The sequence below is a fragment of the Actinomadura vinacea genome (assembly GCF_039532545.1).
Lineage (GTDB): Bacteria > Actinomycetota > Actinomycetes > Streptosporangiales > Streptosporangiaceae > Spirillospora > Spirillospora vinacea.
Genome location: NZ_BAAARW010000005.1, coordinates 177,464 through 200,422 on the forward strand (window position 1 = coordinate 177,464; position 22,959 = coordinate 200,422).

General features: G+C 74.1%; 18 protein-coding genes. 15 read left to right on the plus strand and 3 right to left on the minus strand.

The window, feature by feature from the left end:
• The first annotated feature begins 74 nt into the window (after positions 1-74).
• The 7 genes from ABD340_RS07425 to aroQ are packed head-to-tail and all read left to right on the plus strand — an operon-like array spanning position 75 to position 11,343.
• Positions 75-3,062: a glycine--tRNA ligase gene (locus ABD340_RS07425; protein ID WP_344588086.1), complete on the plus strand. Its 2,988-nt coding sequence runs from the start codon at positions 75-77 to the stop codon at positions 3,060-3,062.
• Between the two features lie 43 nt (positions 3,063-3,105).
• Positions 3,106-4,764 (plus strand): acetyl-CoA carboxylase biotin carboxylase subunit family protein, encoded by a 1,659-nt coding sequence (locus ABD340_RS07430; protein WP_344587824.1) that lies wholly within the window; start codon positions 3,106-3,108, stop codon positions 4,762-4,764.
• Complete coding sequence (locus ABD340_RS07435) at positions 4,761-8,045, plus strand: DUF4132 domain-containing protein (RefSeq protein WP_344587825.1); 3,285 nt, start codon at positions 4,761-4,763, stop codon at positions 8,043-8,045. The genes ABD340_RS07430 and ABD340_RS07435 overlap by 4 nt, the downstream gene beginning before the upstream one ends.
• A gap of 47 nt (positions 8,046-8,092) precedes the next feature.
• Positions 8,093-9,271, plus strand: a complete 1,179-nt coding sequence (gene aroC / locus ABD340_RS07440) for a chorismate synthase (RefSeq protein WP_344587826.1) — start codon at positions 8,093-8,095, stop codon at positions 9,269-9,271.
• Between the two features lie 15 nt (positions 9,272-9,286).
• Complete coding sequence (locus ABD340_RS07445) at positions 9,287-9,790, plus strand: shikimate kinase (protein ID WP_344587827.1); 504 nt, start codon at positions 9,287-9,289, stop codon at positions 9,788-9,790.
• Entirely contained in the window at positions 9,787-10,863 is a 1,077-nt protein-coding gene (gene aroB, locus ABD340_RS07450) for a 3-dehydroquinate synthase (RefSeq protein ID WP_344587828.1), read from the plus strand. The genes ABD340_RS07445 and aroB overlap by 4 nt, the downstream gene beginning before the upstream one ends.
• A gap of 27 nt (positions 10,864-10,890) precedes the next feature.
• Positions 10,891-11,343 carry a type II 3-dehydroquinate dehydratase gene (gene aroQ / locus ABD340_RS07455; protein ID WP_344587829.1) on the plus strand — a complete coding sequence of 151 codons (453 nt, stop codon included), beginning with the start codon at positions 10,891-10,893 and terminating at the stop codon, positions 11,341-11,343.
• Between the two features lie 36 nt (positions 11,344-11,379).
• On the opposite strand, the gene ABD340_RS07460 is transcribed toward aroQ, so the two are convergent.
• Entirely contained in the window at positions 11,380-11,961 is a 582-nt protein-coding gene (locus ABD340_RS07460; RefSeq protein WP_344587830.1) for a TetR/AcrR family transcriptional regulator, read from the minus strand.
• 110 nt (positions 11,962-12,071) lie between these two features.
• Between ABD340_RS07460 and ABD340_RS07465 the strand changes: the two genes are divergently transcribed.
• From ABD340_RS07465 to ABD340_RS07500, 8 genes are all read left to right on the plus strand, one after another.
• On the plus strand, positions 12,072-12,737 hold the full coding sequence (locus ABD340_RS07465) for an enoyl-CoA hydratase-related protein (RefSeq protein WP_344587831.1): 666 nt from the start codon (positions 12,072-12,074) through the stop codon (positions 12,735-12,737).
• 87 nt (positions 12,738-12,824) lie between these two features.
• Entirely contained in the window at positions 12,825-13,871 is a 1,047-nt protein-coding gene (locus tag ABD340_RS07470; protein ID WP_344587832.1) for an LLM class F420-dependent oxidoreductase, read from the plus strand.
• Positions 13,872-13,965: 94 nt separating this feature from the next.
• Positions 13,966-15,048 carry a M24 family metallopeptidase gene (locus ABD340_RS07475; RefSeq protein ID WP_344587833.1) on the plus strand — a complete coding sequence of 361 codons (1,083 nt, stop codon included), beginning with the start codon at positions 13,966-13,968 and terminating at the stop codon, positions 15,046-15,048.
• Between the two features lie 96 nt (positions 15,049-15,144).
• On the plus strand, positions 15,145-15,702 hold the full coding sequence (efp, locus tag ABD340_RS07480; RefSeq protein ID WP_344587834.1) for an elongation factor P: 558 nt from the start codon (positions 15,145-15,147) through the stop codon (positions 15,700-15,702).
• 30 nt (positions 15,703-15,732) lie between these two features.
• Positions 15,733-16,155, plus strand: a complete 423-nt coding sequence (gene nusB, locus ABD340_RS07485) for a transcription antitermination factor NusB (protein ID WP_344587835.1) — start codon at positions 15,733-15,735, stop codon at positions 16,153-16,155.
• A 118-nt stretch (positions 16,156-16,273) separates the two neighbouring features.
• Positions 16,274-17,035, plus strand: a complete 762-nt coding sequence (locus tag ABD340_RS07490; protein WP_344587836.1) for a methyltransferase domain-containing protein — start codon at positions 16,274-16,276, stop codon at positions 17,033-17,035.
• Positions 17,036-17,214: 179 nt separating this feature from the next.
• Positions 17,215-18,480 (plus strand): DNA polymerase IV, encoded by a 1,266-nt coding sequence (locus ABD340_RS07495; RefSeq protein ID WP_344587837.1) that lies wholly within the window; start codon positions 17,215-17,217, stop codon positions 18,478-18,480.
• A 147-nt stretch (positions 18,481-18,627) separates the two neighbouring features.
• On the plus strand, positions 18,628-19,047 hold the full coding sequence (locus ABD340_RS07500; protein WP_344587839.1) for a DUF3040 domain-containing protein: 420 nt from the start codon (positions 18,628-18,630) through the stop codon (positions 19,045-19,047).
• Between the two features lie 125 nt (positions 19,048-19,172).
• Here ABD340_RS07500 and ABD340_RS07505 read toward each other — a convergent pair whose 3' ends face one another.
• Together ABD340_RS07505 and ABD340_RS07510 are read right to left on the minus strand one after the other, a co-directional pair.
• Positions 19,173-21,683: a transglutaminase TgpA family protein gene (locus ABD340_RS07505; protein ID WP_344587840.1), complete on the minus strand. Its 2,511-nt coding sequence runs from the start codon at positions 21,681-21,683 to the stop codon at positions 19,173-19,175.
• Positions 21,680-22,957 carry a DUF58 domain-containing protein gene (locus ABD340_RS07510; protein ID WP_344587841.1) on the minus strand — a complete coding sequence of 426 codons (1,278 nt, stop codon included), beginning with the start codon at positions 22,955-22,957 and terminating at the stop codon, positions 21,680-21,682. Before ABD340_RS07510 ends, ABD340_RS07505 begins: the two co-directional genes overlap by 4 nt.
• Positions 22,958-22,959 lie beyond the last annotated feature (2 nt).

The following is a 22,959-nucleotide window of genomic DNA, read 5'->3' on the forward strand; positions in this document are numbered from 1 at the left end:
CGCCACCGACCCCCGTAGGCTGGCCTCAGACCCTTAGCCGCATGCCGTGTAGGAGACGACGCCCCGTGCTGACCATGCAGGATGCCCTGATCCGGCTCACCGACCACTGGGCGGGGCACGGTTGCCTCATCACCCAGCCGATGAACACGGAGGTCGGCGCGGGCACCCTCAACCCGGCCACGGCATTGCGGGTGCTCGGCCCGGAGCCGTGGCGGGTCGCCTACGTGGAGCCGAGCGTCCGCCCCGACGACGCCCGCTACGGCGACAACCCCAACCGGCTCCAGACCCACACCCAGTTCCAGGTGATCCTCAAACCCGAGCCCGGCGACGCCCAGCAGCTCTATCTCGGCAGCCTGGAGGCCCTCGGCATCGACCTGCGCGCCCACGACGTCCGGTTCGTCGAGGACGACTGGGCCTCGCCCGCGCTGGGCGCCTGGGGTCTGGGCTGGGAGGTGTGGCTGGACGGCCTGGAGATCACCCAGTTCACCTACTTCCAGCAGTCCGGCGGGCTCACCCTCGACCCCGTCGCGGTCGAGCTCACCTACGGGATGGAGCGCATCATCATGGCGCTCCAGGGCGTGTCCCACTTCAAGGACATCGTCTACGCCCCGGGGATCAGCTACGGCGAGGCGTTCGGGCAGGCCGAGTACGAGATGAGCCGCTACTACCTCGACGACGCCGACATCGGCACCGTCCGGGAGCTGTTCGAGGCGTACGCGGCCGAGGCGCGGCGCATGCTGGACGCCCGGCTGCCCGTGCCCGCGCACTCCTACGTGCTCAAGTGCTCGCAGGCGTTCAACGTGCTGGACGCGCGCGGCGCGATCGGCACCACCGAGCGGGCCCGCGCGTTCGCCCGGATGCGGCGGCTCGCGCACGACGTCGCCGGGCTGTGGGTGGAGCGCCGCGCGGAGCTGGAGCATCCGCTGGGCGACGTCTCGACCCGTCCCGCCGAGCCGTTCGATCCGGCCGCGGTGCTCTACCCGGAGATCTTCGCGCCGGGCATCTTCGCCCTGGAGATCGGGGTGGAGGAGCTGCCGCCGCACGAGGTCGGCCGCACCCTCGACCACGTCGCCGCCGAGCTGACCGCGGGGCTGGAGGAGGCCGGGCTGCTCGGCGACGGCCACGAGGTGCACGGCTACGCCACCCCGCGCCGCGTCATCGTGACGGTCCAGGGCGTCGAACCGCACGAGCCCGACACCGAGCAGGTCGTCAAGGGCCCGCGGCTGTCGGCCGCCTTCGACGCGGAGGGCAACCCGACCAAGGCGCTCCAGGGCTTCGCGCGCGGCCAGGGCGTCGACCCCGCCGAGGTCGGCACGGTCAGCGTCGGCGGCGGCGAGTACGCCGGGCTCATCCGGCCGATCAAGGGCCGCCCGGCGGCGCGGGTGCTGGCCGAGCTGCTGCCGCGGATCGTCGAGGGCCTGCGCGCCGAGAAGAACATGCGGTGGAACGCGCCCGGCCTGTCGTTCGCCCGCCCGATCCGCTGGCTGCTGGCGCTGCTGGACGAGTACGAGGTGCCGTTCGAGGTGGCCGGGATGCAGGCGGGGCGCATCACCCACGTCCACCGCACCGCCACCACCTCCGACGTGTCGATCCCGGACGCGGGCGCGCTGGTGCCCGCGCTGCGCGCGCACGGCATCGAACCCGCGGTGGAACGGCGCCGCTCCCAGATCGTCGAGACGGCCGGGACGCTGGCCGGGGGCGCGGGCGGCGCGATCGACTTCCCGGGCGAGCGCTCGCTGGTGGAGGAGATCGTCAACCTGGTCGAGGAGCCGGTGCCGATCCTCGGCTCGTTCGACGACTCCTACCTGGAGCTGCCGGAGGAGATCCTCACCACCGTCATGAAGAAGCACCAGCGCTACCTGCCGGTCCGCGAGGCCGGCGGCGCCGGCCGGCTGCTGCCGTACTTCGTGACCGTGGCCAACGGCGACTGCGACCACATCGCCGTGCGCGCGGGCAACGAGGCCGTGCTGCGCGCCCGCTATGAGGACGCGGCGTTCTTCTTCCAGCAGGACCTGCGCAGCACGCCCGAGGAGATCGGGCGCGGCCTGGACCGGCTCACCTTCACCGAGAAGCTCGGCTCGATGGCCGACCGGGCCGGCCGGATCCGCGCGATCGCCGCCGGCCTGGCGGAGCGGATCGAGCTGGGCGAGGCGGAGGCGGCCGTGCTGCGGCGGGCCGGTGAGCTGGCCAAGTTCGACCTCGCCTCGTCCATGGTGATCGAGCTGTCCGGGCTGTCCGGGACGATGGCCCGCGAGTACGCCCGCCGCGCCGGCGAGGACGAGGCCGTCGCGCAGGCCCTGTACGACATGGAGCTGCCCCGGTCGGCCGGCGACGCGCTGCCGTCCGGCGTGCCGGGCGCGCTGCTCGCCCTGGCCGACCGGCTGGACCTGCTCGCCGGGCTGTTCGCGGTCGGCTCGGTGCCCAGCGGCAGCTCCGACCCGTTCGGGCTGCGCCGCGCCGCCCTGGGCCTCACCGCGATCCTGCGCGGCACCGACCGGCTCGGCGCGCTGACCGTCGAGGACGGGCTGGCGGTCGCGGCGCGCCACCAGCCCGTCGAGGTGACCGGGGAGGCCGCCGCCGAGGCCGCCCGCTTCGTCGCCCGCCGCCTGGAGCAGGCGCTGCTGGACGACGGCCACCCGATCGCGGTCGTGCGGGCCGTCCTGCCGCACGCCGGGTCGCCCGCGTACGCCGAGCGGGCGGCGGCCGACCTGGGCAAACTCGTCAACGACGAGCGCTTCCTGAGGCTCACCGCCGCGCTGCAGCGGGTGCTGCGGATCGTCCCGGAGGGCACCGCCGCCGGTTACGACCCCGACCTGTTCCAGGAGGCGGCCGAGCGGCGGCTGCACGAGGTGTTCACGCAGGTCCGGGAGGCGCTGCCGGAACGGGCGCCGCTGCCGGAGTTCACCGAGGCCGCGCTGCCGCTGGCGCACCCGATCGACCAGTACTTCGACGACGTGATGGTGATGGCCGACGACCCGGCGCTGCGCGCCAACCGCCTCGGCTTCCTGGCCTCGGTCCGCGACCTGGTCGGCGGCGTCCTGGACTGGCCCCAGATCGCCTGATCGCACGGCGGTCCGTCGTAGGGGTGCCCTACGGTGAACCGCCATGGATGATCACTTTCCTCCGGACGAGGATGTCCTGGAGCTTCCCGAGTCGCTGCGCGAGGACCTGCATACGCGTCGCGGCGGCGTGCTCCCCCCGGGGCCGGGCATCACCGGCAGGGCCGAGGGCAAGGTCGCGCCCGGCGAGACCGTCGACCCCGGCGCCGCCGACGTCCTGGCGAAGCTGATCGAGGAGCACCGCGACCACATCGAGCGGGTCCTGTCGGCCCGCACCAGCCGCCCCGCCCTGGTCGGCCACGCGCGGGCCTACCTCGCAGGCGAGGACGACCCGGCCGGGGCGGGGGCGATCCTGATGGCGGTCGACCGGGTCCGCACGGGCAAGTACGACACCGCGCGGATCTTCACCGACGGCTGGATCGCGGCCCGCGGGCCCGCCTTCGCCGCGTGCGCGTTCGCGGAGAAGAGCGCGGTCGCCTACTCACTGAACGACCTGAGACCGCTGCCCGCCGATGCCACCCCCAACCTGCAGCCGTGGTCCCTGCGCCGCGTCCGGGGCCTGCTGGCGTTCTGCGGCGAGGACGAGTACGAGCGGGCCGTGGAACGGCTGGCCGCCCACCGCCGGACCCGGGTCATGCGGCTGATCGTCTCCTACCTGGTCCCCACCCGGCACGACTGGGTGGACGAGTGCTGCGCCGAACCGCCCGCGGACGACCGTTACGGCGAGGGCAAGTACCGCGACCTGCTGTGGGCCTCGCTCGGCACCCCGCGGCAGCTCGAACTGCTCGGCGGCTGGCGCCTGGAGGAGTCGGACTTCGGGCCGTTCTCGTTCGGGCTGCGCGCCACGATGGCCGACGGCGTCGGCCCGGCCATCGCCCCCGTCCTGGTCGACGCCTGGGACCGGCTGAAGGTCTACAAGCTCTGGCGGGAGGGGCTGGTCGAGCTGATCTCCCTGCTGCCCAGTGACGAGGCGTTCGAGCTGCTGCTGGAGCGGTACGAGCGGGAGCACGCGCGCAAGCACATGCTCGCCGCGATGGAGCGCTTCCCCGTGCGTGCCGTCCGGGTGCTGTCCAAGGTCGCGGCGAGCGGGTCGCCGAGCGCCTTCCTCGCGGCCGGGCTGCTGCACGCGCACCTCAAGGCGCATCCCGAGCTGTCCGGACCGCCCCCGTCCCCGCGTCTCCCGGAAGCGCCCGCCGAGCGGGTGCCGGAGGTGCTGACGGGGCCGGGCAAGGCTCCGCGGCTTCCCGCGTACGCCGATCCGGACGCACTGCCGCAGGTGCTGCTCAAGGGCGGCGGAGAAGCCCTGCCCGCCGATGCGACCAGACGGCTCATCGCGCTGGCCAAGAAGCCGCACGAGGGGCTGGAGGCCGTCCGGGACGCCTGCGACCGGCGTTCCCTCGCCGACCTCGGGTGGGCGCTGTTCCTGCACGGCGACGCCTGGGCGCTGACCGCGCTCGGCCGGCTCGGCGACGACCGCACCGCCCGCGACCTGGCCGAGCTGGTCCCCGGCTGGGCGGACCGGGGCACCCGGGCTCGCGCGGTCAAGGCGCTGGACGCGATCGCCGGCATCGGCACCGCCGAGGCGCGGGCGCGGCTGGACGACCTCGCGCGGACGAGCCCGCACGACGCGATCAAGAAGGCGGCCCGGGAGCGGGCGGCGGAACTCGCCCGCCCGATCCGCGCGACGAAAGGTGAAAACGCATGACCATGGTGGATCACGTGGCCCCGGACGAGGACGTCCTGACCCTGCCGGACCGCCTCCTGGCCGACCTGCATCCGCGGCGCGGCGGGACGCCCGGCCCGCCCGTGGAGATCGAGGAGGGCGCGGCCGGCCGGATCGCCCGGCTCGTGGAGCGCAAGGGTGAGCGGATCGAGGAGGTCCTGGGCGACTCCAGGAGCGACCCGGCCCTCGTCGACCGGGCCCGGCGCCATCTGGGCGGCGGGCCCGACCCCTGCGGCGCGGCGGTCGTGGCCCTGATCGTGTGCTCCAAGCGGGACGACGCCAACGAGGCCGAGCGGCGGTTCGCGCACGGCTGGGTGGAGGAGCACGGCCCGGCCTTCGCGGCGTGCGCGCTCGCCGAGATCACCGGCATGTCGCTGTCCCCAGGCCTGGGCAGGCGCTCCGAGGGCGGCTGCGTGCCGGACACCGCGGCGCTGCACGACGTCCGGTCGCTCCTGGCGGTCTGCGGCGACGACGAGTACGCCGCCGCCGAGAAGCTCCTGGCGGAGACGCGCTCTACGCACTCGCAGCGCGTGGTCGTCTCCTACCTCGTCCCGACCCGCGGGGACTGGGTCGACGAGTGCTGCGCGGCGCGGCCCGGGCTCCTGCTGGCCTCGCTGAGCACGCCCCGCCACGTCGAACTGCTCGGTGACCGGCTCCGCCTGGACTACCAGGACTGCTGGCAGGGCTACTTCGTCACCATGGCCGATGGCATGCGCGCCGCAGCCGTGCCCGTGCTCACGGCCGCCTTCGCCCCCTACCCGGAGGGCATGGCGCCCGCCGGGCACGCGGAGGTGCTGGACGCCCTCGGCGTGCTGCCGCTGGACGAGGCGTTCGCCGCCATCGTGGACCACATCGATTACCAGCCCGCCCAGGCCGCGCTGCTCACGGCGATGGACCGGTTCCCGGTGCGAGCCGTCCGCGTCCTGGCCCCGGCGACGGCGGGCGCGTCCCGGAAGGCGGCGTTGGCCACTGAGATGCTCAAGGTGCACCTGCGGAAGCACCCCGGACTCGCCGCGTCCGGAGACCTGCCCGCCGCGGCCAGGGAGATCGCGGCGGCCGTGGAGCGCGTCCCGGACGCCCCGGCCGGGGAGGTGCCGCCTCTGCTCGCCGAGCCGCCCTGGACGCGCGAGCGCGAACCGGTCGTCATCAAGGGCCTGAAGGCGCCCGCCGAGTGCACGATGCGCTGGGTGCCCGGCGAACAGGAGGAGTGGGCGGCCACCGACAGCCGGAACTGCACGCGTCCCGAACCGCATGCCGACCTCCAAGGGCTGGCCCTGCGGTTCCGGTCGGGCAATCTCGCCTTCGACCGCCAGGTCGGCCTCCTCGCGGCGGGGCCCGACGACCTGGTGCGCCCCCTCTTGGAGGTCTGGGCCGAGGGCAAGCCGCTGACGACATACGGCGACTGGTGGCGGCCCCTCGTCGCCCGCTTCGGTCCCGCCATGAAGACGATCATGCTCAAGGGGGCGCAGAAGTACCCCGCCGACCAGGAAGGCCAGGTGCTGCCGTTCCTGGACGCCGAGGTCGCCGCGTTCATGGCCGCCTGCCTGACCAAGCCGAAGGACGCCCGTCCGCACGCCCTCGCCTGGTTCGACCGGCACGGCCTGGACGCCGTGCCGCCGCTGGTCCCCGCCGCCGTCGGCAGGGCGGCCCGCCTGCGCCGCGACGCCGAGGCCGCGCTGCGCCTGCTCGCCGGGACGCACAGCGCCGGCGCCGTCGCCGAGGCGGCCCGGGCGGCGCACGGCGACACGGCGGCGGAGGCCGTCCAGGCCGCGCTGGAGATCGACCCGCTGGAGCTCCTCGCCGCCAAGCCGCCGAAGATCGGCGACTGGGCGGATCCGGCGGTGCTCCCGCAGGTCCTGCTGCGCGGCCGCGACCGCGCGCTGCCCGCCGAGGCGACCCGCCACCTGATGACGATGCTCGCGCTGTCCAAACCGGGCGAGCCCTACCCGGGGGTCGCCCGGGTCCGCGAGGCGTGCGATCCGGAGTCGCTCGCCGAGTTCGCCTGGTCGCTGTTCGAGCGCTGGCAGTGGATCGGCGCGCCCGCCGCCGACGGCTGGGCGCTGACCGCGCTCGGGCGGCTCGGCGACGACGGCGCCGTCCGCCGCCTGGCCCCGCTGATCCGCGCCTGGCCGGGGGAGTCCGGGCACGCCAAGGCGGTCAAGGGGCTGGACGTGCTGGCCGAGATCGGCACCGAGGTCGCCCTCATGCACCTGCACGGCATCGCCCAGCGGGTGAAGTTCGGCGGGCTCCGCGACCAGGCCCGGAAGAAGATCGGGGAGATCGCCGAGGGGCTCGGGCTGACGGCCGCGGAACTGGCGGACCGGCTCGTCCCGGACCTCGGCCTGGATTCCGCCGGCACCCTCGTCCTCGACTACGGCCCGCGCCGGTTCACGGTGGGCTTCGACGAGCGGCTCAAACCGGTCGTGAGCGGCGAGGACGGCGAGCCCCGGTTGTCGCTGCCCAAGCCGGGCAAGAACGACGACCCCGAGCTGGCGCCCGCCGCTTACAAGCGGTTCGCCGAGCTGAAGAAGGACGTCCGCTCGATCGCCACCGACCAGATCCAGCGTTTGGAGACCGCCATGCTGGACGGGCGGTGCTGGACCCCTTCGGACTTCCGGAGATTCTTCGTCGAGCACCCCCTGACCTGGCACATCGCGCGGCGGCTGGTGTGGTTCAGCGAGGACGGCGACCGTTCCGCCGCTTTCCGGATCGCCGAGGACCGCACGTTCGCCGACGTGGACGACGAGCCGTTCACGCTCCCGGAGTCGGCGCGCGTGCTGATCCCGCATCCGCTGCTGCTGGGCGAGGCGGCCGAGGCGTGGGCGGAGGTGCTGGCCGACTACGAGATCCTCCAGCCGTTCCCGCAGCTCGGCCGTCCCATCGAGGCCCTCACCGAGGCGGAGCGGGAGAACGGCCGGCTGGAACGGTTCGAGGGCGTCACGGTCGCCTCCGGCGCGGTCCTGGGCCTGGCCCGGCGCGGCTGGGTCCTGGAGGCGGACGACCACGGCGTCCAGACCCGGATGGTCTTGGGCCTGCCAGGCCGCCTGTACATGGAGGCCGAACTCGACCCGGGCATCTACCTCGGCGACGTCGCCGCGGAACCCGAGCAGCTCTTGGCGCGCGTCGCGATCGAGGCAGAGGGGATCGGCACCGGCACCGCTGAGGACCGCCGGGCCCGGCTGTCCCCTCCGCTCCCGGTGTCGCTCGCGGTCGCGGTCTCCGAGGCCCTCGCCGATCTGTCCGGGCTCAAGGGCGCGGGCTGAGCGGCCCCGTGCACGGAAAGGGCCCGGGAGATGGGAGGATTGGCCCCATGCTGCGCTGGTTGACCGCGGGGGAGTCCCATGGCCGGGCCCTGACCGCCATTGTGGAGGGCGTCCCGGCCGGCGTGCGCGTGACCTCGGACGACATCGTCGAGGCCCTGCGCCGCCGCCGGCTCGGGCACGGGCGGGGCGCCCGGATGAAGTTCGAGCAGGACGAGGTCACGATCATCGGCGGGGTGCGCCACGGCGTGACGCTCGGCGGCCCGGTCGCGATCGAGGTCGGCAACAGCGAGTGGCCCAAGTGGGAGACGGTCATGTCGCCCGACCCGGTCGACGCCGAGGTGCTGGAGGCCCAAGCCCGCAACGCCCCGCTCACCCAGCCGCGGCCCGGCCACGCCGACCTGGTCGGCATCCAGAAGTACGGCTTCGACGACGCCCGGCCCGTCCTGGAGCGGGCCAGCGCCCGCGAGACCGCGGCCCGCGTCGCGCTCGGCGAGGTCGCCAGGCAGTTCCTGCGGCAGGCGCTCGGCGTCGAGATCCTCAGCCACGTGATCGCGCTCGGCGAGGTCGCCGTGCCCGACGGCACGCTGCCCGAGCCGTCCGACCTCGCCGCCGTCGACGCCGACCCGGTGCGCTGCTTCGACCCTGACGCGGCCGCCGCGATGGTCGCGCACGTCGACGAGGTCAAGCGGGCCGGCGACACCCTGGGCGGGGTGGTCGAGGTGCTCGCCTACGGCCTGCCGCCCGGCCTGGGCAGCCACGTGCACTGGGACCGCCGGCTCGACTCCCGGCTGGCCGGCGCCCTCATGGGCGTCCAGGCGATCAAGGGCGTGGAGCTGGGCGACGGCTTCACCACCGCGCGCCGCCGCGGCTCGGCCGCGCACGACGAGATCGACGGCACCCCCGAGGGGATCCGCCGCCGCACCAACCGGGCGGGCGGCGTCGAAGGCGGCATGACCACCGGCGAGGTGCTGCGGGTGCGCGCCGGGATGAAGCCGATCTCCACCGTGCCGCGCCGCCTCGACACCATCGACGTGCGCACCGGCGAGCCGGCCAAGGCCATCAACCAGCGCAGCGACGTGACCGCCGTGCCCGCCGCCGGGGTGGTGGCCGAGGCGATGGTGGCGCTGGTGCTGGCCGACGCCGCGCTGGAGAAGTTCGGCGGCGACTCGGCCGAGGAGACGGCCCGCAACCTGCGCGGCTACCTGTCCTCACTGGCCGTCAAGTAGGAGGGCGCGGACACCATGGTGAAACCCAAGGCGGTCCTGATCGGCCCGCCCGGCTCGGGCAAGACCACGGTCGGCACGGCGCTGGCCGGGCGGCTCGGCCTGGCACTGCGCGACACCGACACCGACGTCGAGGCGGCCGCCGGCAAGCCGATCGGCGAGATCTTCATCGACGACGGCGAGGAGCGGTTCCGGGAGATGGAGCACCGGGCCGTCCGCGCCGCGCTCGCCGAGCACGAGGGCGTGCTGGCGCTGGGCGGCGGCGCCGTCCTCGCGGCCGAGACGCAGGAACTGCTGGCCGGGCACACGGTGGTCTACCTGCGGGTGGGGCTGTCGGAGGCGGTCAAGCGGGTCGGTCTCGCCTCGGCCCGGCCGCTGCTGGTCTTCAACCCGCGCAGCCAGTTGCGCAAGCTGCTGGAGGAGCGGCTGCCGGTCTACGAGCGGCTCGGCACGCTGCACGTCGACACCGACGGCCGCGCCCCCGAGGAGATCGTCGACGAGATCGTCAAGGAGCTGGCATGACCGTCCGCACCATCCGGGTCGAGGGCGCCGCCCCGTACGACGTGGTGATCGGGGCGGGCGTGCTCGGCGAGCTGCCCCGCCTGCTCGGGCCGGGCGTCCGCACGGTCGCGGTCGTCCACGACGCGGGCGTGACGCAGGTGGCCCGCCCGCTGGAGGCGGCGCTGGAGAAGGCCGGCTACCGGGTCCACGCGCTGGCCGTCCCGACCGGGGAGGCGGCCAAGGAGGTCCACGTCCTGGCGGGCCTGTGGTCGAGCTTCGCCGAGTTCGGCATGACCCGCTCCGACGCGGTCGTGGGCGTCGGCGGCGGCGCCACCACCGACCTGGCCGGGTTCGCCGCCGCGACGTGGCTGCGCGGGGTGCGCGCCGTCCTCGTCCCGACCACGCTGCTCGGCATGGTCGACGCCGCGGTCGGCGGCAAGACCGGCATCAACATCCCCGAGGGCAAGAACCTGGTCGGCGCCTTCCACCCGCCGGGCGGGGTGCTGTGCGACGTCACCACGCTGATGACCATGCCCCGCGAGGACTACGTCAGCGGGCTGGCCGAGATCATCAAGGCCGGGTTCATCGCCGACCCCGCCATCCTCGACCTGGTCGAGGACGACCCCGAGGGCGCCGCGACCCCGTCCGGCCCGCACACCCTGGAGCTGATCGAGCGCGCCGTCCGGGTGAAGGCCGAGGTCGTCTCCGCCGACCTGAAGGAGGCCGGGCTGCGGGAGATCCTCAACTACGGCCACACCCTCGCGCACGCGATCGAGAAGGCCGAGGACTACCGCTTCCGGCACGGCCACGCGGTCGCGATCGGCATGGTCTACGCCGCCGAGCTGGCCGCCCTCGCCGGCCGGCTGTCCGCGGACGTGGTCGCCCGGCACCGCTCGGTGCTGGCCGCCACCGGCCTGCCGGTGGCCTACGGCGCCGAGGCCTGGCCCGCGCTGCGCGCCACCATGACCATCGACAAGAAGTCGCGCGGGTCGACGCTGCGCTTCGTGGTCCTGGACGGCCTGGCCAAGCCGGGCCGGCTCGAAGGGCCCGCCGAAGAGCTCCTCGAGGCCGCCTACAAGCGGATCGCCCGGTGACCGGGCGGCGATGAACGGGCGGGGCGCATGAACCGAGTGCTGGTGCTGAACGGGCCGAACCTGCGGCGGCTGGGGGTGCGGGAGCCGGACGTGTACGGCTCCGAGTCGTTCGAGGACCTCACCGCCCTGTGCCGCGACACCGGGCGCCGCCTCGACCTCCAGGTCGAGGTGCGGCAGACCGACGACGAGGCCGAGATGATCCGCTGGGTGCACGAGGCGGCCGACGAGCGGCTGCCGGTCGTGCTCAACCCGGCGGCGTTCACGCACTACTCCTACGCGCTGCGGGACGCGCTGGCGCAGCTGCGGGCGCCGCTGGTGGAGGTGCACATCTCCAACCCGGCGACGCGCGAGGAGTTCCGGCACACCTCGGTGGTCGCGGGCGTCGCGACCGGGACGATCGCCGGTTTCGGGTTCATGTCGTACGTCCTGGCGCTGCAGGCGGTGGCCGAGATCGTCGCCGAGCGGCACCGTACCGGCTGACACGTACCGGCTGACACGTACCGGCTGACACGCCGTTCAGGTGTCGCCGGTTTCGGCGGCGGCGCGGGCCAGCGCCTTGAGCTCGGTGACGACCTCGTCCAGCGGGCCGACGTCGCGGTGCGCGCGGCACAGGATGGTGGCGCCCTCCACGGCGGACACGATGAGGGTGGCGAGCCGGCCGGCGCGCTCGTCCGGCACGCCCGCGTTGCCCAGGCCGGTGGCCAGGGTGTCCTGCCAGCGGCCGAACGCGGCGGAGGTGGCGGTGGCGAGCTGCGGGGCGTCCTCGTGGGACTCCACGGTGACCGCCACGACCGGGCAGCCGGCCCGGAACCCGCTCTTGATCAGGACCTGCCGCCACCAGGCCACGAACGCGTCGACGGCCGAGGCGGCGTCGCCGCCCTCCACGGCCGCCTGGATGCCGGCGTTGAGGAACTCCCCGGTGTAGCGCACCGCCTCCTCGGCCAGCTGCACCTTGCCGCCGGGGAAGTGGTGGTAGATCGAGCCGCGCGGGGCGCCGCTGTGCGCGATGACGTCGCGGAAGCCCGTACCGCTGTAGCCGCGCTCGCGGAAGAGGTAGGCGGCGCTGCGCACCATGCGTTCCCGGCTGTCGGACCCCATGCGGCGATTATGACATTCATCATATGTCTCTTGCCTAGGCCATGACCTTCGTCATACAAACACGGCTACCGGCCAGTAGGGTTCGTTCAGGCACTGACGAAGGAGATGGCGTGATCGACCTTCAGCGCGACGGCGACGTGTTCGTCCTGCGGTTCGACGACGGCGAGAACCGGTTCGGCCCCGGCTTCCTGGACATGGTGGAGGAGGCCCTGGACACGGTCGAGAAGGCCGGTCCGCCCGGCGCCCTGGTGACCACCGGCACCGGCAAGTTCTACTCCAACGGCCTGGACCTGGACTGGCTCGGCGCCAACCAGGACCGCTTCGAGGAGTACCTCGGGCGGGTGCACGCGCTGTACGCGCGCCTGCTCGCCTTGCCGATGCCGACCGTCGCGGCGGTGAACGGCCACGCCTTCGCGGCCGGCGCCATGCTCGCCCTCGCCCACGACTTCACCGTGATGCGCACCGACCGCGGCTACTTCTGCCTGCCCGAGGTGGATCTCGGGATGAGTTTCTCGCCTGGGATGTTCGCGCTGATCCAGGCCCGGCTGTCCCCGGCCGTCGCGCACGAGGCCATGGTCACCGGCCGCCGGTACACCGCCGAGCAGGCGCGGGCCGCCGGGATCGCGGCGGAGACCGCCGACGAGGCCGGGGTGCTGCCCGCGGCGGTCGGGCTGGCCGCCCCGCTGGCGGGCAAGAACGGCACGGCGATGGGCAGGATCCGCACCGGAATGTACGGTCCGGTACTGGCTGCGCTGCGCGGTCCAGCCCTGGGTTGACCGGCCAGGGGGGCGCCCCTCACTCGGGGCGGGGCACTACGTTACGTTCAACTGAAATCATATTCGGTTTCGTGGAAGGGATGCCGGATGCGCATCGGGATGGCCCTCAACTACGCGGGCGGCTTCAAGGAGACCGTCGACGAGCTGGCCGACTTCGAGAAGGCCGGCCTCGACATCGTCTTCGTCGCCGAGGCGTACAGCTTCGACGCGGTGAGCCAGCTCGGCTACATCGCCGCCAGGACCGAACGGCTGGAGATCGCGTCCGGCATCCTGCAGATCTACTCGCGCACGCCCACGCTGATGGCCATGACCGCGGCGGGCCTGGACTATGTGTCGGAGGGCCGGTTCACGCTCGGCCTCGGCGCGTCCGGCCCGCAGGTGATCGAGGGCTTCCACGGCGTGCCGTACACCGCCCCGCTCGGCCGCACCCGCGAGATCGTCGAGATCTGCCGGACGGTGTGGCGGCGCGAGCGGCTCCAGTACGAGGGCAAGCACTACACCGTGCCGCTGCCCGAGGGGCAGGGCACCGGCCTCGGCAAGCCGCTGAAGATCATCAACCATCCGGTGCGGGCCGCCGTCCCGATCCTGATCGCCGCGATCGGGCCCAAGAACGTCGAGCAGACCGCCGAGATCGCCAACGCCTGGCAGCCGATCTTCTACGTCCCGGAGAAGGCCGCCGACGTGTGGGGGGCCGCCCTGGACGCGGGACGGGCCAGGCGCGACCCCGCGCTGGGCGGGCTGGACATCGTCGGCCAGGCCCCGCTGGCCATCGGCGACGACGTGCAGGGCTTCCTGGAGTTCGGCCGTCCGATGGCCGCGCTCTACATCGGCGGCATGGGCGCCAAGGGCAAGAACTTCTACAACGACCTGTGCCGCCGGTACGGCTGGGAGAAGGAGGCCGAGGAGATCCAGGACCTCTACCTGGACGGCAAGAAGGACGAGGCCGCCGCCAAGGTCCCGCAGGAGCTGCTGGAGAAGATGTCGCTCATCGGCCCCGAGGGGCACGTCCGGGAGCGGCTGGCCGCGCTCAAGGAGTCCGGCGTCACCACGCTGAACGTCACCCCGATCGCCGGCGACCACAAGGGCCGCCTCGCCCTGATCGAGCGGGTCAAGGAACTGGCCGCCGAGGTCTGAGGCCGCCCGCGTCCGACCGAACGCCCACGAGGCACGGGCCTCCACCGCGCGGCGCGGCGGGGGCCCGTCCGCACCGGTGAAATAGAGTTCGGCCATGAGCGACCAGCACCGGCGGCGCCGCGCCGCCCTCGCCGAACGCGTCGCCGCCGCCGCGGACGCCGACGCCGTCCTGATCACCCGGCTGGTCAACGTCCGGTACCTGACCGGCCTGGACAGCTCCAACGCCGCGCTCCTGGTGCACGCCGACGGCGCCGTCGTGCTGTGCACCGACTCCCGCTACGCCGGCACCGCCCGCCGCGTCTGCCCCGAGCTGGAACTGGTCGTCGAACGGCCCACCGCCGAGACCCTCACCACCCGGGCCGCCGGGACGGGCGTGCGGCGGCTCGCGTTCGAGGCGCACGCGATCACCGTCGAGAAGCACACCGCCCTGGCCGCCCTCGAGGACGGCCTGGACCTCCGGCCCGCCGGCCGCCTGGTCGAGGAGCAGCGCCTGGTCAAGGACGAGGACGAGCTGGCGCTGCTGCGCCAGGCCTGCGCCATCTCCGACCGCGCCTTCGCCGCCCTCCTCCCGGCCCTGGCGCCCGGGACGACCGAGCGCGAGGCCGCCATCGCCCTCGAACGCCACATGGTCGACCTCGGCGCCGAGCGGCCCGCGTTCGAGACCATCGTCGCCTCCGGCCCCAACGGCGCCATCCCGCACCACCGTCCCGGCGACCGCGAGCTGGCCCGCGGCGACCTGGTGACCTTCGACTTCGGCGCCCTGTACGGCGGCTACCACGCCGACATGACCCGCACCGTCGCGCTGGGCGAGCCCGCGGGCTGGCAGCGCGACCTCTACGACCTGGTGCTGCGCGCCCAGCTGGCCGGGATCGCCGCGGCCGTGCCCGAGGCCGAGACCAAGGCCGTGGACGCCGCCGCCCGCGAGGTGATCGAGGACGCCGGGCACGGCGAGGACTTCCCGCACGGCCTCGGACACGGCGTCGGCCTGGAGATCCACGAGGCTCCGCTCATGGGGTACGACAAGACCGGTAAGCTGATGGATCGAGTTCCGATCACCGCCGAGCCCGGGGTCTACCTCGCGGGCCGGGGCGGGGTCCGCATCGAGGACACCCTGGTCGTCCGGGGGAGCGGACCGGAGCTCCTCACCGAGACGACCAAGGACCTGCTCGTCCTCTGAGAGGGCGGGGCGCGGGCCGGTCCCGGCGTACCGGTGGGCACGAGCGAGCCGAAGAGAACGACCGAGGCGGGCGGGTCCCGCACAGGAGAGGACGCTGTGGCGACGACGAACGACCTCAAGAACGGCATGACGCTGAGACTCGACGGCCAGCTGTGGACCGTCCTGGAGTTCCAGCACGTCAAGCCCGGCAAGGGCGGCGCGTTCGTCCGCACCAAGCTGAAGAACGTGCTCTCGGGCAAGGTCGTCGACAAGACCTTCAACGCCGGCACCAAGGTCGAGGTGGCCAGCGTCGACAAGCGCGAAATGCAGTACCTCTACCGCGAGGGCGAGGACTTCGTCTTCATGGACACCGAGACCTACGACCAGCCGCACATCCCCGGCGGCGTCGTCGGCGACGCCGCGAACTACCTGCTCCCCGAGCAGAACGCGGTGATCGCGTTCAACGAGGAGAACCCGCTCTACGTCGAGCTGCCCGCCGCCGTCGTGCTGGAGGTCACCGAGACCGAGCCGGGCCTGCAGGGCGACCGCTCGACCGGCGGCACCAAGCCGGCCACGCTGGAGACCGGCGCGCAGATCAGCGTGCCGCTGTTCATCACCACCGGCGAGAAGGTCAAGGTCGACACCCGCTCCGGCGATTACCTCGGCCGCGGTTGATGGCGGCGGCGGGCGAGCGGACCCGAGCAGATGAGCGCTAGAACCAAGGCCCGCAGGCTGGCCCTCGACATCCTGTTCGCCGCCGAGCTCCGCGAGGAGGAGCCGACGGCGGTGCTGGCCCAGCGCGGCCGGCCCAACCAGGACGAGCTGTCGGCGCACGGGCACGCGGTCCGGCTGGTCGAAGGCGTCCAGGAGCACCGCGAACGGATCGACGAACTGATCGCCACCTACGCCACCGGCTGGACGCTGGACCGGATGCCGGCGGTCGACCGCAACATCCTGCGGATGGGCGCCTACGAGCTGCTGTGGCTGGACGAGGTCCCGGACGGGGTCGCGGTGAGCGAGGCGGTCGCGCTGGCGACCGACCTGTCCACCGACGAGTCCCCGCGGTTCGTCAACGGCCTGCTGTCCCGGCTCCAGCAGCTCAAACCCTCCCTCTCCCTGGAGAGCTGACCACCGGAGGCGATCCCCCGAACTCCGGCCGCGGGCGGCCCGGCTGGCTAGGGTGGGGGGCGGATGAAGAGGGCGACAGAGGGCAATGAAGAGGCCAGAGCAGCACGACGCTAGGGGGATGGCCGTGGCCGCCCGACCGGGAAGGCGCGCCTGGGCCGGCGGCGGGGTGCGCAACGCCGTCCTGTGGGACGCGTTGCGGAAGGTCCTCGACCGGCTCGACCCCGGGGCCCGGCCCCGGGACATCGTCGACGTCGGCGGCGGCACGGGCGGTTTCGCGGTGCCGCTGGCCGAACTGGGGCACCGGGTGACCGTGGTCGACTCCAGCCTGGACGCACTGGCCGCCCTGGAGCGCCGCGCCGCCGAGTCCGGCGTCACGGTGCGGGCGGTGCAGGGCGACGCGGTCGACCTGCCCGACCTGATCGGCCCGGACGCCGCCGACCTGGTGCTCTGCCACAGCGTGCTGGAGTACGTCGACGACCCGGCGGCGGTCATGGCCGCGCTGACCGCCACGGTGCGCCGCGGCGGCTCGGTCAGCGCCCTGGTCCCCGGCCAGGTCGCGGCGGCGGTGCACCGCGCGGTGGCCGGCCACTTCGACGACGCGCGGCGGGCGCTGACCGACCCGGCCGGCCACTGGGGCGACCACGACCGCACCCCGCGCCGGTTCACCCGCCAGTCGCTGTCGGCCCTGGTGGAGAACGCCGGGCTGCGGGTCGGCGCGCTGCACGGCGTGCGGATCTTCGCCGATCTGGTGCCCAGCGGGCCGCTGGACGCCGAGCAGGACGCCGCCGAGTCGCTGATCGCGCTGGAGGCGGTCGCCGCCGTCCACCCGGTCCTGCGCGAGCTGGCCACCCAGCTGCACGTGGTCGCGGACCGTGTTTGATTTGCGGCGCCTTGGCGTCGGGCGTTGGACGCCCTCCTTCGCGGCGCCGCGGCGATCGCCGCATCGCTTCGAACTCGCCTGGCGGCTCGCTTCGCGATCGGTTCCTCGCAGGCTCGGAACCGACTTCGCACGCGATCGCCACGATTGGGGCCCGCTGTGGCCGGTCTCGGGGGCGGGGCGTGAGTCGTAAGCAGCAGTTGCATCGGCCTGGGCCTTCGCGGGGGCCGCTGGCCGACGACACCGGCTGCCCGATCCTGCACGTCGACATGGACGCCTTCTTCGTCAGCGTCGAGCTGCTGGAGCGCCCCGAGCTGGTCGGCCGGCCGGTGGTCGTCGGCGGTGTGGGGGCCCGCGGGGTGGTGTCGGCGGCCTCGTACGAGGCGCGCGAGTACGGGGTCCACTCGGCGATGCCGATGAGCCGGGCCCGGCGGCTGTGCCCGCACGCGGTCGTGCTGCCGCCCCGGCACGAGAAGTACTCCCGGGTCTCGGCCGCCGTGTTCGAGATCTTCCGCACCGTCACCCCGCTGGTCGAGCCGCTGTCGCTGGACGAGGCGTTCCTGGACGTGGCCGGGGCGCGGCGGCGCCTGGGCCCGCCCGCCACCGTGGCCAGGCTCATCCGCGAGCAGGTGCGCGAGCAGCAGGGCATCACCTGCTCGGTGGGGGTCGCCGCCAACAAGTTCGTCGCCAAGCTGGCCTCCACCCGGTGCAAGCCCGACGGGCTGCTGGTGGTCCCCGCCGACGGCGTCGAGGAATTCCTCCACCCGCTGCCCGTGGCGGCGCTGTGGGGCGTTGGAGAGCGCACCGAGGAGGCGCTGGTCCGCCTGGGGCTGCGGACGGTGGGCCGGCTCGCCCAGGTGCCGCTCGCGACCCTTCAGCGGGAGCTGGGGAACGCGCTGGGGAGCCATCTGCACGAGCTGTCGTGGGGCCGCGACCCGCGCTCGGTCGTCGCGCACACGCCCGACAAGAGCATCGGGGCCGAGGAGACCTTCGACACCGACATCGACGACCCGGAGATCATCCGGCGCGAGCTGCTCCGGCTGGCCGAGAAGGTCGGCGCCCGGCTGCGCGCCGGCGGGAACGCCGGACGCACGGTGAGCGTCAAACTGAGGATGGCGAATTTCAAAACGATCACACGGGCGCGCACGCTGCGCGAGCCCACCGATCTCGCTCGTGTGATCTATGTCACAGCCTGCGAGCTGTACGAGGCCGCCGGGCTGGAGCGGGTACGACTCCGTCTGGTGGGTGTCCGGGTGGAGAATCTGGGCCCCTCCGACCAGGCCCCCCGCCAGCTCGCCCTCGACGAACCCGAGAGCGGCTGGAGAGAGGCAGAACGCGCGATTGACCAGGTCGCGCACCGGTTCGGCAGCGGAGCCGTCCGTCCGGCGGCGCTGGTCCGGCGCGCGCGCGGCGGTGACACAGGCGACGAGCGGGACGCACGGGGATGACGGTGGACGAGGACACGACCCCTGACCGGTGCTCGCTTGGCCGTTCGCTTTCGTCCCATCGTTCCGCCTCGTATTCTGGGCATATCACCGTTGAGGTTCCTGTCCTGCATCGGATACCCCGTAGCGGGGCTGTCGTTGGGAGGCGCCGTGCCGCTCTCTGAGCACGAGCAACGCATGCTCGAGCAGATCGAGCAGGCGTTGTACGCCGAGGATCCGAAATTCGCTCACGCGGTCCGTTCGACCAACCCCCAGGTGCATTACAAGCGCCGGATCGTCAAGGCCGCCCTCGGCTTCGTGGTGGGTGTGTGCGCGCTGATGACCGGGCTCGTCATGAACGCGGGCACGGTCACCATCGCCGTGAGCGTCACCGGATTCCTGCTCATGGTCGTCTGTTGTGTCTGGGCGCTGACCAGTTGGAAGCGCATGACCGGGGTCGGCGCCGAGCAGGCCGCGCCGGGCGGCGACGCCGGCGGGGGCGGTCAGGGCCGCCGCCGCGAGCGGTCGTCCAAGCCCGGGTTCATGGACCGGATGGAGGAACGCTGGCGCCGCCGCACCGAGGGCGAGTGAGGCGCGCACGCACCTGATCACCCCCCGGGGTGGCCGTCCGGTCGTGCCCTTCGTGCCGCATGTGGCCCTGCTGCCACGTGTGGCACGCACGTTTGCACGCTGAGTCGCCGCCGGCGGGTTCCGGATCAGCGGCGGCGGTCGCGGATGCGGGCGGAGAGCCGGTCGGTGAGGCCGTTCAGACGGCCGGTCACGCGGTTGAGCCGTGTCGCCGCCTCCAGCGCCGCCGAGCGGAACGCGGCCATGCTCGACGGCGGCAGGTAACGCGCCCGCAGGCGGGCCCTGCGGTTCACCGCGGCCGCGAACGCGTCCCGCACCGTCTTCAGATCCGCCCGCAGCGATTCCGCCGGCGTCTGCGCCCGGGACCGCGAGTACCGGGCCAGCTCCTCGGCGTGCGCGATGCGGCGCAGCGCCCCCGCGCTCTCGGCGTCCAGCTCCAGCAGCTCGCCCAGGTGGCGCGCGGTCGCGCGCGGGGTGTCGGCGGCGCGCAGGGACAGGCCGTGGTCCAGCGCGTCCGCGCGCATCTCCCGCCAGGCCGCGTGCGCGGCGTCCACCGGATCGAGCGGGAGCGGCCCGCCGTCCGATCGGCCCGCGCCCAGGCCCAGGCCAGGGCCGGTCCGGTCCTCACGGGGGACGACCGCCGCCCACCGCCGCCGCCGGGCCAGCACCCGCACCGTCACCGGCGCGGCCAGCAGCATCGCCACCAGCAGCCCCGCCGCCAGCCAGCCGGCGGGCACGCCGCCCTCTTCCTCCTTGGCGGGCGCGTCCACCGGGCCCTGGTCCTGGGGCTGCCGGCGCTCGGGCTGCTGGGGCCCGTTGCTCTGCGCCGCGGTCGGAGAGTCCTCCGGACTCGGCGCCTCCGGCTCCGCCGGCGCCGACCCATCGCCGAGGGACGCGGCGTCGGTGTAGGCGGGCGTGCTGGCCGTGCCCTGCCCGGCCGCGCCGACCGGGGTGGGCTCGAACCGCACCCAGCCCGTCCCCGGGAAGTACAGCTCGGGCCAGGCGTGCGCGTCACGGGAGCGCACCACCCACTGGCCCGGCGCGGTCTTCGTCCCGGCCGTGTAGCCCATCGCCACCCGCGCCGGGATGCCGAGGATCCGGGCCAGCAGCGCCATCGCGGCGGCGTACTGCTCGCAGTAGCCGCGCTTGCTGCGCTGCAGGAAGTCGACCAGGTCGTTGCCGTGCTGGGGCGGGGGAGCGTTCAGGTCGTACTGGAAACCGCCCTCGCTGGTGAACCACCGCTGCAACCGCACCGCCTGCTCGTGCGCGGTGGTGGCGCCCTCGGTGACCTCCTGCGCCAGCTCCCGGATCTGCTGCGGGATGCTCTTGGGCACCCGGGTGTAATGGGACACGACGTCGCTGGGGTAGGTGCTGCCGCCCGCCAGCACCTTCGCCGTCGGCTCCGCCCGGACGCTGGTGACCTCGTAGGACCGCCCGCTCGCCGAGTCGCGCAGCGAGTAGATCATCAGCGAGGCGGCGTCCACCCGCCAGTCGCCCTCGACCGACAGCCGGGACGGCGCGTACGGCACCGGCAGGAAGGTCATGTTCCGGACCTTGCGCTGGACCCGGACGGTGGTCCTCACCTCGCGGGTGGCGGCCTCGCTCAACCCCGGCGGGCGGGGCAGCGGACGGTCGGTGACGCGGTCCTTGGACGTGCTCTCCAGGGCGCTGTAGGTCCAGCGGTCGCCGTCGAACCGGTCCAGCGCGTACAGCCGCAGGTAGTCGGGCTGCTCGTCGTCGGTGCGGTAGGTCAGCACGACCGAGTCGTCCTGCCGGGTCAGCTCCCGCTTGAGGCTGACCAGGGGATCGGGCGTGGTCACCGTCTGGGTGCCGCCGCCGCGGCCGCCGCCCGAGCCCAATCCGAACAGGCCGCGCGGGTGGATGCCCGGCACGGCGGTCGGCAGCAGCACCGCGATCGCCACGGCGGCCACCCCGATCCGGCGCCCGCTGGCGGCCAGCGCGCTGGAATCGGGACGCTCCCCGCGCCCGAGCCCCTTGCCCGCGCCGGAACCGGCGGCCCCGGCCATCGGGACATCCTCGGTCCAGCGGCGGGTGAGGACCACCCGGCCCCAGCCCACGACGTGCTCGCGGGAGTCGGCGACCAGCAGCGCCAGGTAGCCCAGGGCGCCGATCCCGAACGCCGCCCAGTTGATGCTCTCCTCGCGCACCGCAGCGGGCACGCTGTACATCGCCAGCAGCGGCAGCCCCGCCGGGGCGACCCGCCGCAGCCGCGCGGCCAGCAGGTCGACCGCGACCGCCACCAGCCCGATCCCCGCCGTGGCCAGCAGCGCGATACCCGGGACGAGCGGGACCGGCGCGGCGTACTGGTTGGCCGCGTCCCAGCCCTCGCCGAACAGCTCGCCCAGCCGGCGCAGCGACGACGGCGTCGGCACCAACCCCAGCCAGGCCTGGCCGGCGGTGAACCGCACGGTCAGATAGAGGTGCAGGACGGCCAGCCCGCCCAGGGCGCTGAGGACCGCCGGCGCGCGGAACCGCCGCACCAGCAGCCCGCCCGCGACCACCGACAGCACCGCGCCGAGCCCCGACCAGAACCACGGACCGCTGGAGAACAGCGGGTACAGGCCCACCGACCCGGCCAGCACGGCCAGCGCGCCCATGATCGTCATCCGGATGTTCATGACCGCCCCCCGGCCGGCTCCCCGGCCGCCCGTCCCGCCGCCGACCAGACCGCGGGCAGGTCGGTCGCCGACGTCACGACGGCCACCTGCCAGCCCGCCGCGCGCAGCACCCGCGCCGCGCTCTCGACCGAGGCGCCCGGGCCGGCCTCGTCGCCGGGGCGCGGCGAGGCGACGAGCACGGCCACGCGGGCGGCGCCGCCGCGCCGCGCCGCCGCCACCCGCTGCGCCTCCTCCGGCCGCAGCGCCCCGAACACCGCCACGACCAGGCCGTCGCCGTCCCGGCCCTGGTCGGATGGGCCGCGCAGCGCCGCCAGCCCCGTCGTCAGCGAACCGCCCTGCGACGCCCGGACGGTGGCCAGCACGTCCAGCAGCGGGCCCTCGAACGACCCGTCCGCGCCCGCCGCGCGCGGCAGCGTCTCGCCCCGGTCGGTCACGAACCGCAGGCTCATCCCGGCCCGCAGCAGGTGCACCCCCACCGACGCCGTCACCGACACCGCCTGCTCGAACGCCGACGCCGGCCCCTCACCCCCGTACCCGCCGCGCCGGGTGTCGAGGAAGAGCGTCCCGCTGCTCTGCCAGTGCTGCTCCTCGCGCCGCACCATCAGCTCGCCGTGCCGGGCCGTCGACCGCCAGTGCACCCGCCGCAGGTCGTCGCCGTGCCGGTACTCGCGCGGCGCCACGTCGTCCTCGCCCGCGGTCGCGACCGTGCGGGCCACGCTCTCGCCGCCGCCCGCCCAGGCGCCGCTCAGCCGGCCGTCCGGCAGCGGCACCACCATCGGCGTCACGGTCAGCCCGTCCGACAGGCTGAAGGAGCGGACCAGCTCCACCATCCCGAACGGGTCGGCCAGCCGCACGGTCAGCGGCCCCACCCGGAACCGGCCGCGCACGTCAGAGCGGATCCGGTAGCTCAGCTCCCGCGACCCCTGCGGCTCGATCCGGTCGAGCACGAACCGCGCCCGCCCGCCCAGCGTGTAGGGCACCTGGTCCTCCACCATCAGCAGCCCGCTGGGCAGCCGGGAGACGTTCTCCAGCCGCAGGTCGACGCGGGACTCGCGGCCGACCGGCAGCCGGGCGGGATCGAGCCGCCGCGCGCAGGCCAGCCGGTAGCGGGTCCGCGACACCGCCAGGGTGGACAGCAGCGGCAGGACCAGCACCAGCACCCCGGCCCGCAGCAGATCCCGCTCGCCCAGCACGAACGCGCACACGATGGCGGTCGTCCCCGCGGCCACGAACGACCGTCCCCGGGTGGTCAGGCCGGCCAGCGCTCTCCTCAAGG